The organism is Candidatus Margulisiibacteriota bacterium (genome assembly GCA_018822365.1).
In the GTDB taxonomy this organism is placed as follows: Bacteria; Margulisbacteria; WOR-1; order O2-12-FULL-45-9; family XYB2-FULL-48-7; genus XYB2-FULL-45-9.
The window spans coordinates 17,429-29,069 of record JAHJKL010000010.1 but is presented as its reverse complement, the minus strand read 5'-3'; the positions used below and the strand labels follow the sequence as shown (position 1 = coordinate 29,069).

Sequence of the window (11,641 nt, the reverse complement as noted above, 5' to 3'; positions counted from 1 at the left end):
CCGCCGGTCTTTGAGTAACTCCCCCAAACGCCGATCCCCGAACAGCGCTCATGATATAATTTGGCCCCGAACATCAGCGTAATCTCCAGCGAGTTGGCAACCTTCAGTTGATCAAGCGTCAACCCCGACGTTTCGGCCATCCCCTGAAAGAACTGTTTAAACCGGTCGGGATACGACTGATAGAATTCCTCGATAATCACCGAGTTGTTTTTGCCGCAGCCAATGTTGTACCTGTCTTTATAGGGGGCGACCAGGTCATAAACAGCACGGATATTGGGCGCCAGGAAATGACCGTATTGCCGCCCCATCTCCCGCCAGCTCCCGGTCAACACCACCGTCGGGACATAATCGTAGATGTATTTCGTCCCGCCTTCGAACGTCCCCCGCGGCCGTTCAGCCGCTCTCGCGAACCAAAAAAACAAGCCGATCACAACCAACAGGAGGAATAAGATAAGCATTAGTTTTTTCATGAAAGCAATTCTATCGCTCTTTTCTGCCGGCTACAAGAGCAAGCGGTAGCCGACCAGCGGCCAGGATGTTATAATTATTTACAAATGCGCTATCTATTATTCTGGATCTTAGTTTACACTCTGCTTTTATCTTTAAGCCAGATCTTCCTTAAACTGGGAATGAGCCGGATAGCCGGTTTTTCCCTGCAAAACATCAGAGAGGTCCTGCTGCTGACGGCCGCCCTGCTAAAAAACCCTTATTTTCTGCTGGGGATCGGGCTCATGGCCGCTTCTTTTCTTCTCTGGCTGGTCATTTTATCCTGGTTTAAACTAAGCCTGGTCTTCCCCCTGACCGCCCTGACCTATCTCTTTGTTGCTATTTTTTCTTATTTCATGCTTGGTGAAAAGCTGTTAATACAAAACTACGCGGGCATCGTCCTGATCGCTTTTGGGATTTTTTTTCTGCTGTATAAATAAAAGATGCGCGGCGTGAAAATCGTTGGGCTTATAAATACTATATTTTTTGGTTTTTTTTCAGCCGCTCAATTTCCTTCTCCAGCTCGATCATTTTTATTTCCCGGCCCACAGTTAACTGATAGAATTCTTCAAGGTCGGTTACTTTCTTCTTCAATTCCATATTCATCTGCTTGCGTTCGGTTATGTCCTCGGAGATCCCCAGCAGGAATTTTGTGGCCCCGTCTTCTCCCTTTACACAAACCTTATGGGTATGCAACAGACGCACCCCTTGCTTAGCCGTCGTAATTGGTTCTTCCGGAATATCCACCTTGCCTGTCGCCCCATCCAGGACTTCCCGGTCTTTGGCCATAAAGTTTGCCGCCTGTTCCGGCGGAAAAAGGTCCAGATTGTTCTTGCCCAGCAGGTCCTTGCGATCGTAGCCCAGGAGTTCTTCTCCCGCGCGATTGAAGATGACAAAACGAAGATCTTTTGCCTCTTTGAGGAAGATCATAAGCGGGATATTTTCCACGACCGTCTCAAAAAGTGTTTTTGATTCATTCAATTCTTCTTCGGCTTGCTTGCGCCTGGTAATATTATGCATGATCCAGAGTTCTCCGGCTTCCTTCCCCACGATCCCTTTCAGGGGTGACGTAGTGATCTCAAAATATAATTTCTGGCCGTTGCTATCGATCGCTTCAACCTCATAGGGCTCAACAGCAACTCCTTCTTTTCTGGTAGCAAAGTTGGCAACCATCAAGTCCACGCTTTCTTTCGTAAATTTACCGATCATAGCGTTTAATTTTTTGCCGACGATCTCCTCTCTTTTATAGCCGCTGATTAATTCAGCCTGCGGATTAAGATCAACTACAGTCCCAGACGTGTCAAGCTGGACCAGGATATCGGAGGATGAATCAAACAGGGATTTGTACCGCTCCGCAATATTTCTGGCTTCCGATTCGATCCGCTTGCGCTCGGTAATGTCGCGCTCGGTCGAGGCAATCCCAATTACTTCCCCCGTTTCGTCAACCAGTTTCGTTACGGTCAGCCAGACATCGAGCAGGCGCCCGTCTTTGGTCAGCCGCTGGGTTTCCAGTGACGAGACCTTTTCGCCGGCCAATAACCGGCGGTTGAAATCCTTTTGCTCGGCAGATTTATCAGGGGGAGTAAGGTCCCAGATATTTTTTTTCAGCGCTTCCTGCTCGCTGTAGCCATACATCAGCTCGGCGCCGCGGTTCCAGGCGGCGATCTTTCCCTCGAAATCCTGAATCGTGATCGCGTCGTTGGAGTCCCGCACCACTGTGACCATCCGGCTGGCTTCGTTCAGCCGCGCCTGCAGTTTTTGGTATTCACTATCAGGTAGTTCAACCATTTGCCAATAGTATACACCTTGGTGGGGGGGGGGGGCGGCGCAATGGCTTCGTGCGATGAAACCGCCGCCGTTGCCGGATTATTGCCGGATTATTGCCGGATTAATCAGGCAATGGTATAATATTTAAGGTCATGTATAAGCCTAATTATAAGATAACTCCGATCATTACCCGGCAGATCGCGGAGATCTCTTCCGCTAGAGAAACGATCTTAAATTCTCCTCTCCTGCCGAAAATTGAAATTCGCCTCAAAAAGGATGCCCTGATAAGTCGGTCGCACCATTCCACCTCCATTGAAGGGAACCGCTTATCAAAAGAAGAAGTGGCCGCGATCGTATCTGGCAGGAAAGTTGAAGCGCGGCCAAGAGACAAGCGGGAAGTGTCGAATTATATTTCCGCCTTAAAATTCATTGACAAACATGGCCGCCACATTCAACTCTTTACCCCGGCGGTCATTTTAAAACTTCACAACTTGATCACCAGGATCGTTCTGGCAAAAGATCAAGCCGGCCATTATCGAGACAAAATGGTTTATGTGGTTGATAGTTTCGGTCGGACGGTCTTTACGCCGCCCAAAGAGCATACTGTCTCCGACCTGGTCAAGGCACTATGCGCCTGGCTGAACTCCCAGGAAGCAAATGATCTATATCCGGTTTTGACGGCTGGCATTGCTCACTATGAACTTGTCAGGATCCATCCCTTCATTGATGGCAACGGCCGGGTGGCACGGGCACTGGCGACTTTAATTCTTTATCAATCAGGCTTTGATATTAAGGATTTCTTTGCGCTTGATGATTATTATAATGAGGACAGGCAAAGCTATTATTCTGCTTTGCAATCCGTTGATCCGGGCAAAATTGAAATAACGCAATGGCTTGAATACTTTATTGCCGGGGTGGCGCAACAAATGTCCTTCATCAAAGCCAAGGTCCAAAGCTTTAGCCGGGATCGTTTCCTGATAAAAAAGATCGGACAATTATGGCTAAATGAAAGACAGTGGCAATTTATTGAGCATTTGCAGGAGCAAAAAAGGGCCACCATAAAAGATTATCTCTCCCTGGTGAAAGAAGAAAAGGTCGCGGCCAGAACTGCCAGGCTGGACATTGAATTTCTGGTCAAGCATAAGATCGTCAAAAGGATTGGCAAAGGTCCCCAAACCGGCTATTCGCTGGCAATCTAAAATATGAACATCCTGGCCATCGAAACTTCATGCGATGAAACTTCCGCTGCTGTCGTGAAGGACGGGCGCGAGGTTTTATCTAACGTCATCGCCTCCCAGATCGAATTCCACAAAAAATACGGCGGGATCGTCCCGGAGGTCGCCTCCCGCCTCCACGCTGAATGCATCTCTCTCATCATTAAAGATGCTCTCGATCGGGCTGGAAAAGAGACCAAAGAGATCGACGCGATCGCCGTCACTTACGGCCCCGGGCTGGTCGGCTCCCTGATCGTCGGGGTCAGCGCCGCCAAAGCTCTTGCCTACTCCCTTAAAAAACCGCTCATCGGGGTAAATCACCTGGAAGGACATATTTACGCGAATTTTCTTGAGGGATCTAGTGACTCGATGCCTGGAACCCTTGATGCCTCTTTCCCTTTTATCACCCTGCTCGTTTCCGGCGGGCATACTTCATTAGTACTCGTTAAGGGGCATGGTGACTACGAAACGGTGGGGCAAACCAGGGACGACGCCGCGGGAGAGGCTTACGATAAAGTCGCCCGCTTCCTGAAGATCGGCTACCCCGGCGGACCGATCATTGATAAATTAGCTAAAGAGGGGAATCCTGATGCCATTCACTTTAAAAGGCCGATGATTGAAGAAGAGTTTGGCCTTGATTTCAGTTTCAGCGGACTGAAAACTGCAGTTGTTAATTACGTCAGTCGTCTCCCCGATCCCTCATCCCTCATCCCTGACCTTTGCGCTTCCTTCCAGGCCGCGGCCATCGACGTCCTGGTCGAAAAAAGCCTTAAAGCGGCCGAACTTTACAAATGCGAAACGATCGCCCTGGCCGGCGGAGTCTCGGCAAATTCAGCATTACGGCGGGAGTTGAAGGCAAAGGCAGAGGCGAAAGGGTTGGCCGTCCACATCCCCCCGTTTGAATACTGCACCGATAACGCCGCCATGATCGGCGCCGCTGGACATTATAAGCGCGATCATTCTTCATTTTCCCTTTCCCCGGTTGCCAGCGCCCGGATCTAACGATATAATCCCAGAAGATGCAGACTAAGCCTTTGAGCGACAAACAACTGCTGACCCTCTGGTTTGTCCAGCTCCGCTGGGCGGCGATCTTTTTTATGATGTTGATCGTCCTGACCATCTTTCTTTTCAACCGCAATCATCAGATATTTTTCTTGAGCTTTGTTGTGATCGGTTTTGCCGCCGGCTACAATATCACCTTCCCGGCCCTGGTCAAACGGTTCCCCGCCTTCAGCGAGAATATTTTATTCACCTACTTAAGGGCTTCGGCCGATATATTAGTCGTGACCATTCTTGTCCATTTTACCGGCGGGATCGAAAGCCCATTCACCTTCTTCTATCTTCTTGAGTTCGCCGCGATCTCCATATACAGCCTGGAGACGATCGCCTTCTTCCTCTCCGGACAAGCCGCCCTGTTATATTGGATAAATTGCGCTTTAGAAGCGTTTTCGATCATCCCCCATTTCCGGATGGTCGAAACTCCCGGCACCCTTTACTACAACCTGTCGTATATCACGTCCAAATCGCTCGCCCTCTTTTTCTCGTCTCTCCTGATAATTTACATCGTTTCTTATCTGGCCAGAAAACTGCGCGAAAAACAGCATCAGGTCGAGACTCTGTCGGTCGCCCAGGCCGACTTTATGCACATGGTCATGCACGAGACAAAGACCCCGCTGACCTCGATCCTGGGGTATACCGACCTGCTGATCAACAAAAGCCCGGCGGAAAACCAACGAGAACCTTTGGCGGTGATCAAGCGGCAGGCCAAACGGATCCTCAACATGGTCAACGACCTGTTAAGCCTGGCCCGGATCGAATCGGGCAAAATCAAGCTAAATAAAGTTGATTCCGACCTGCGCGATATTGCCGAACGCGCGATCGAAGAGGTCGACCCTCTGGTCAGGACCAGCGAGATCTCTATCGTCAAGGAATTTGAATCAAGTCTGCCGCTGGTCCAAATTGACGAAGACAGACTCCACGAAGTTTTTATTAACCTTCTTTCCAATGCCATCAAATTTTCAAACAAAGGGGGAAAGATCTTTGTTTCAATTTCACTGAACGGCCAGGAATTGACCGTGGCGGTCAGGGATGAAGGGTTAGGGGTGGAAAAGAAAGATTTGCCGCTGATCTTTGACAAATTTTACCGGGCCAGTAAAGAATCGGCCGAGAGAAAAGGGACCGGCCTGGGACTGGCCCTGTGCAGGTCGGTCGTTGAGCTTCATGGCGGCAGGATCTGGGTAGCTTCGGCCGGTCCCGGCCATGGCTCGGTCTTTTATTTTGCCCTTCCACTCCACTCTTGATATAATGCTTTTAACATGCGAATAAATGTCGAACATGTAGCTAAACTTGCCCGGCTTGGGCTGACCGACCCTGAAAAAGATCTTTTCGGTCCCCAGCTTTCGGCAATTTTAGACTATGCCGCGAATCTTAATAAGCTTGATACCGACAACATCCCCCCAACATCGCACGCGATCCCGGTCAAGAACGTTTTTCGGGAAGACCAGTCCTTCCCCTGCCCCAACGTCGTAGATATTTTAGCCAACGCGCCGGACCAGGCGGAGCAGATGTTCCGCGTCCCAAGGATAGTGGAATGACACAAACCTCTCACGAACTGCACGCCCTCCTGACCGGAAAAAAACTTAGTTCGTTGGAACTGACCGAAGCCCTTTTTGAGCGGATCAATTCGGTCGAAGCAAAAGTCAAAGCCTTTGTTTCCCTGACCAAAGAAGAAGCGCTGATCCAGGCGCGGGCGGCCGATGAGCGGTTAAAAACAGGCGAACAGGTCACGCCGCTGACCGGAATCCCGATCGCGATCAAAGATAATATGTGCACCCGGGGGATCCTGACCACCTGCAGTTCAAAGATCCTGAATAATTTCATCCCCTCATACGACGCGACCGTCGTCGCCCGGCTCAAGACAGCCGGCGCGGTGATCATCGGGAAAGCTAATATGGACGAGTTTGCCATGGGCTCTTCGACTGAGAATTCCGCCCTTTATCCCACCCGCAATCCCTGGGACCTGGGAACGGTCCCGGGAGGCTCCTCCGGAGGTTCCGCCGCGGCGGTCGCCGCCGATGAAGCGATCTTGGCGCTGGGTTCTGATACCGGCGGATCAATTCGCCAGCCGGCCGCTTTTTGCGGTGTGGTTGGTTTAAAGCCAACCTACGGCCGGGTCTCCCGCTTTGGGCTGGTCGCTTTTGCTTCGTCACTCGACCAGATCGGCCCACTGACCAAAGATGTGACCGACAGCGCCATCCTGCTCGGCGCGATCGCCGGCCGGGACGAAAAAGACTCTACCTCGGTCGATCTGCCGGTTCCCGATTACCGGAAAGCGCTGATCGACGACGTCAAAAAGGTCAAGGTCGGCCTGATCACCAACCTGCTTGGCGAAGGGATCGCGCCTGAAGTTAAACAGGCGGTCCAGGAGGCGGCCAAGACCCTGGAAAAGCTGGGGGCGGAGATAATTGAAGTCACCCTCCCTTCTTTTGAATACGCCGTTTCAACTTATTACCTGCTCGCCCCGGCCGAAGCCAGCTCCAACCTGGCCCGTTTTGACGGGGTCAAATACGGCCACCGGAGCAGCGGCGACAAGGATCTGCTCAACATGTATTACCATACCCGCCAGGAAGGTTTTGGCCAGGAGGTCAAACGCCGGATCATGATCGGGACCTACGCTTTATCGGCCGGTTATTATGACGCGTACTATTTAAAGGCGCTCAAGGTCAGGACCCTGATCAAACAAGACTTTGAAAAAGCGCTTGGCCAATGCGATGTCCTGCTCTCGCCGACGGCCCCGACCGTAGCTTTTAAGATCGGCGAAAAGACCGCCGATCCGCTCGCCATGTACCTTTCCGATATCGCGACCATTCCGGTCAACCTGGCCGGGCTTCCGGCCCTCTCTCTCCCCTGCGGTTTCGCCGGGGGCCTGCCGATCGGCTTGCAGATCATCGGAAAAGCTTTTGCCGAAGAAACAATCTTTCGGGTCGCGTATACTTACGAACAGAATACAAAATGGCACAATCAAAAACCAAAATTATAATTGCTAACAGGGAACCGCGGCGTTTAGCCGCTGGTTTTCTGTTAGCGCTCGCTCTACTGACTGGTGGCGCCGCCCTGGCCGCTCCCAGCGCGGAAGACATAAAAAGCTTCCCGGCGATCAACGGGGATGTGTCAGGAGTAGCGATCCCCGGCGTAAATTCTATCTCCATCAATGACAAGCAGGTCAAGGTCAACCCGGACAATACATTTTCCACCAGGGTCAGCCTGGCGGCTGGAGAAAAGTATCTCATCCTCAAGATCAATTACACCGGCCTGAGAGTGATCAAAAAATATCTCGTCCTTCGCTCCGAAAAGAGCAAGCAATTCAAGGTCTTTGTTCCCAAGCAGGAGATCGAAACCCCGATCAAAGTCGCGCAGGCGGTAAAAAAACCGGTCAAAAAGAAAAAGGTCAAGACCAAAAAAGAGATCGAAAAGCTAAAACAGGCGATCCTGGCCAAAGAGCGGATGGAAAAGATCGAGAAGGAACGGAAAACCTATGACTTTGCCGGGAGCGAGTTTGGCCAGGGGACGGAAACACTGCGGGGACTGACCACCGCCATTGAGACCGACAATTACGGTTTAAAGATAAGATCGCCCAAGGGTTCGCTCGCCTATCTCAAGGAACTGCTGCGGACCCCGAATTTTTACGACCGCTACTGGAAGCCGCGCTGGAAAGACCGTCCTGTCAGCGCCGAGATCAATGCCCTGCTGAAAGCAACCCGGGGCTACCGCGGCAAGCCGTTCTCCTCCCTGACAGCGGAACAGCAAATGAACATCATGAAGCTGAACCGGCTTCTGCTGGAGATAACTTATCCCGGACTTTGCCCGATCAGCGAGCTCAAGCGGCTGGTCATTGACGAATCATGGATGAGCGAGATCCCGCTCAAGAACAACGGTTACATCTATGTCTGGGAATTCAGCCACGGCAAGCTCCTGGTCCTGAAAGTGATCAGTCAGAAGTTTTCGGCTGATATCTATATCCCGCTGACCGAGGAATGGTTCAGCCTGCAAGACCTTTCATATAAAGACCTTAAAGAACTGATCTCGAAACCGGTCTGGGAGCTGGACTCTTTTAAAGAGGTAAAAAAATGAGTTACGAAACAGTGATCGGGCTGGAAACCCACGCCCAGATATTGACCGCCAGCAAGATGTTCTGCTCCTGCTCGATCAAATTCGGCAATGAACCGAATTCAAACATCTGTCCGGTCTGCACCGGCCAGCCGGGCTCTCTGCCGGTCGTCAACAAAAAAGCGATCGAGCTGGCGATCAAGGCGGCCCTCGCCCTGAACTGCCGGATAGAACCGAGCAGTATCTTTGCCCGCAAGAACTATTTTTACCCCGACCTGCCAAAAGGTTACCAGATCTCCCAGTACGACCGGCCTTTAGCGACCGGCGGATATCTTGAGATCGTGGTTGACGGGGTCAAAAAACGGATCGGGATTACCCGCCTCCACCTGGAAGAAGACGCCGGCAAACTGGTCCACGTCGGGGCCGATAGAATAATGGGGGCCGAAGAGTCGCTGGTTGATTACAACCGGGGCGGCACCCCGCTGATGGAGATCGTCACCGAACCTGATCTCCGCTCGGCCAGAGAAGCGGCGGTCTACGCCGAAACGCTCGCCTCCCTCCTCCGCTACATCGAAGTTTGCGATGCCAAGATGGAAGAAGGGTCGCTTCGCTGCGACGCCAATGTCTCCATTCGTCCCCCTGGCCAAAAAGAGTTCGGGACCAAGACGGAGGTCAAGAACATGAACTCATTCAAGGCGATCGAGAAAGCGATCGTCGCCGAAGAGAACCGCCAGGCCGGGATATTGAATGATGGCGGCAAGGTTAGCCAGGAGACCCGCTTCTACTCCGAAGAGACCAACACGACCTCGGGGATGCGGAGCAAAGAAGAAGCCCATGATTACCGGTATTTCCCTGAACCCGACCTCCCCCCGATAGAGCCGTCAGCCGAATGGATCGAAGAGATAAGAAAAACCCTGGGTGAATTGCCGGGATCGCGCCAGGTCCGCCTGATCAATGATTTTGGCTTGAACGCCGAGAGCGCCGGGATCCTGGTTTACGATAAAGCGCTGGCGGGCTTTTTTGAAGAAACGGTAAAACTGTTCCCCAAAGGACCGGTCGTCGCCAACTGGCTGACCAGCGAAGTTACCGCATACCTCAAAGAAAAGAAGAAGGCTATTCCCGAGATCAACCTCACCCCCCCGCAATTGGCCGAGCTATTAAAGCTTATTGAAGAAGGGACCTTGAGTGGAAAACTCGCAAAAAGCGTCCTGGTCAAAGTTTTGGAAAGCGGCCGCCAGGTCAAAGAGGTCGTTGCCGAATCGGGAGGACAGATCAGCGATCAGGGTGAATTGGGCAAGATCATTCAAGATGTTATCGCGGGGAACGCCAAAGTTGTCGCCGACTTCAAGGGAGGAAAAGAGAGCGCCCTCACCTTCCTGGTCGGCCAGGTGATGAAGCTCTCCAAGGGTCGGGCCAACCCGGCACTGGCCAATAAACTGCTTAAAGAAGCGCTTGCCTAAAGCCGATCGAACCTGTCTAACAACTCTTGATACCGACTGATGTAACTTTGCCAGGCGGCAACATTGGCGGCTTCCCGGTTCCGGTTTTCATAGATAAAACCGATCTGCAGGATAAAGTAAGCCCCCTTCTTTAATTTTGCTATTTTCTCTGCGCGAGTCAGAGTTGGATCATACAATTTGGGGAGCGCTCTTTTCAGCCCATAGACCCGGCTTTTGCACCGGCCAAGCCAGGGCTCGCTAATATCGTCCTTTAAAAAGGTCCCTAATAAGCCGCCAAGCCGTCTTTCTATATAGCCAACCCAACGGGGATCGGATACCGCCCGCGGATCACCGAGGTCGTTAATAATAGAAACGGTGAATCTCATTAAATAACCAACGATCTTTTTCTCCGCTTCCTGCCTGATCTCTTTGATCCGCCTGGCCTGAGCCGTTAAAACCAGCTGGCGCAGATCGATCGTTTCTTCCGCTACTCCCAGCAAGCTTCGCGCCAGAGAGACCGCCTGATCGGAACCGACCAGGGTGACATGCAGGGCCGCCTCCAGTTCGACGCACGCTTTGTCTTTATGCCAGGCAAAGAACGAGGTGAAGCGATCATAAAGCTCCAGTAATTCCGGCCAATTCCCCAGCGGATCTGCCGCAACCACCCGGATCCGTTCCAGATAAACCTTGTTGTCCTCCAACTCCTGGGCAACCTTATCCTGCTCATGGTCGATCATCCGCAACAATTTTGCGGTCGAGACCCGGTGCGGGATCGACTCCCGGCGTAAAACCCCGCTCGGGGTCTGGCGATAGCCAACCTGGTTAATGATCCAAAACCCTTTGTCGTCACGAGTCTTTGAAGGCGATATCTTCCAATCCTGGGCCGGGCGGGCGCGGCGCAATCGGGCAACCATTTGCTCATCAAGCCGCTTGACCAGCCGCTGGGTTAAATACTGCAATCCGGCGTCAGCCGCAACATTATTCCCCCTGTCCCGCAAACAATTGACCGTTTTTCGCAGGCTTATTTTGTCGCGTTCTACGCTAAAAGGAAAATTGTCAATAAAATAAGCAAGCATAGAGCATATTTCTTGAAATGGATCGGCCGCCAGCGGCAACCCCTGTTTCCTGGCGGCGGAACGTGTTTCTCCTGCCTTATACAATTCCACCCTGACCCGCAGGATCGCTTTATAAAGGAACAATCCGCCGTATTCCGGGTCGCTGGTAAAAGCTCTCGTCTCTTTATTAAGGGCGGGGATCAAGTCCATCAGCGGCTGCGGTTGGTAACCAACAGCTTCTTTTTTGCCGCGCGGACGGTCGTTCTTAAGGCGGGCGACCCCATCGTTGATCGAAAACTTCAGCCCTTCTCTTGACAAACTAGCCGGAACCACGATCATTTCAATCGCACAATTAACGCCGCGCAAACCAGCCAGCGCTTTTTTGGTCTCCTGGGGATTAACCCTGGCCAACGCTTCAAGATTTGCCCGGGAAGAGTCGGTAATCCTGGCAGCGGTCCGCCTGACAATGTTCCCGACCGCCGCCTTGTATTTCTCGGTTCCCCTTCTTTCGATCCGTTGAAGCCGGAAGAACCTGGACCTTAGAGTATCAATTAATAAATGTTTCATGCTAATC

General features: G+C 51.9%; 11 protein-coding genes. 8 read left to right on the top strand and 3 right to left on the bottom strand.

All coding sequences use genetic code 11. From position 1 onward, the window contains the following. Positions 1 to 458 (bottom strand): hypothetical protein (locus KKF06_00710; protein MBU1616288.1); only part of this gene is annotated, 458 nt, incomplete at its 3' end. A 96-nt stretch (positions 459 to 554) separates the two neighbouring features. Here KKF06_00710 and KKF06_00705 point away from each other — a divergent pair. Next, positions 555 to 926: a hypothetical protein gene (locus KKF06_00705; GenBank protein ID MBU1616287.1), complete on the top strand. Its 372-nt coding sequence runs from the start codon at positions 555 to 557 to the stop codon at positions 924 to 926. A 37-nt stretch (positions 927 to 963) separates the two neighbouring features. Here the strand turns inward: KKF06_00705 and KKF06_00700 are convergent, their stop codons facing one another. Then, complete coding sequence (locus tag KKF06_00700; GenBank protein ID MBU1616286.1) at positions 964 to 2,274, bottom strand: PAS domain S-box protein; 1,311 nt, start codon at positions 2,272 to 2,274, stop codon at positions 964 to 966. Positions 2,275 to 2,405: 131 nt separating this feature from the next. Between KKF06_00700 and KKF06_00695 the strand changes: the two genes are divergently transcribed. Genes KKF06_00695 through gatB form a run of 7 tightly spaced genes read left to right on the top strand, consistent with a single transcriptional unit; the run spans position 2,406 to position 10,033 of the window. After that, a complete protein-coding gene (locus tag KKF06_00695; GenBank protein MBU1616285.1) occupies positions 2,406 to 3,452 on the top strand; it encodes a Fic family protein in 1,047 nt (348 codons plus the stop codon). A gap of 3 nt (positions 3,453 to 3,455) precedes the next feature. After that, a complete protein-coding gene (tsaD, locus tag KKF06_00690) occupies positions 3,456 to 4,469 on the top strand; it encodes a tRNA (adenosine(37)-N6)-threonylcarbamoyltransferase complex transferase subunit TsaD (protein MBU1616284.1) in 1,014 nt (337 codons plus the stop codon). A 17-nt stretch (positions 4,470 to 4,486) separates the two neighbouring features. Then, on the top strand, positions 4,487 to 5,767 hold the full coding sequence (locus KKF06_00685) for a HAMP domain-containing histidine kinase (protein MBU1616283.1): 1,281 nt from the start codon (positions 4,487 to 4,489) through the stop codon (positions 5,765 to 5,767). A 15-nt stretch (positions 5,768 to 5,782) separates the two neighbouring features. Then, positions 5,783 to 6,061: an Asp-tRNA(Asn)/Glu-tRNA(Gln) amidotransferase subunit GatC gene (gatC, locus tag KKF06_00680; GenBank protein ID MBU1616282.1), complete on the top strand. Its 279-nt coding sequence runs from the start codon at positions 5,783 to 5,785 to the stop codon at positions 6,059 to 6,061. Beyond that, on the top strand, positions 6,058 to 7,506 hold the full coding sequence (gatA, locus tag KKF06_00675) for an Asp-tRNA(Asn)/Glu-tRNA(Gln) amidotransferase subunit GatA (protein ID MBU1616281.1): 1,449 nt from the start codon (positions 6,058 to 6,060) through the stop codon (positions 7,504 to 7,506). The genes gatC and gatA overlap by 4 nt, the downstream gene beginning before the upstream one ends. Then, positions 7,479 to 8,597 (top strand): hypothetical protein, encoded by a 1,119-nt coding sequence (locus KKF06_00670; protein ID MBU1616280.1) that lies wholly within the window; start codon positions 7,479 to 7,481, stop codon positions 8,595 to 8,597. The genes gatA and KKF06_00670 overlap by 28 nt, the downstream gene beginning before the upstream one ends. After that, the gene (gene gatB, locus KKF06_00665; GenBank protein MBU1616279.1) at positions 8,594 to 10,033 is read left to right on the top strand and encodes an Asp-tRNA(Asn)/Glu-tRNA(Gln) amidotransferase subunit GatB; all 1,440 of its coding nucleotides are present in this window, start codon (positions 8,594 to 8,596) and stop codon (positions 10,031 to 10,033) included. The genes KKF06_00670 and gatB overlap by 4 nt, the downstream gene beginning before the upstream one ends. Here the strand turns inward: gatB and KKF06_00660 are convergent. After that, positions 10,030 to 11,634: a hypothetical protein gene (locus tag KKF06_00660; GenBank protein MBU1616278.1), complete on the bottom strand. Its 1,605-nt coding sequence runs from the start codon at positions 11,632 to 11,634 to the stop codon at positions 10,030 to 10,032. The two genes, gatB and KKF06_00660, sit on opposite strands and share 4 nt — an antisense overlap. Between the last annotated feature and the right edge of the window lie 7 nt (positions 11,635 to 11,641).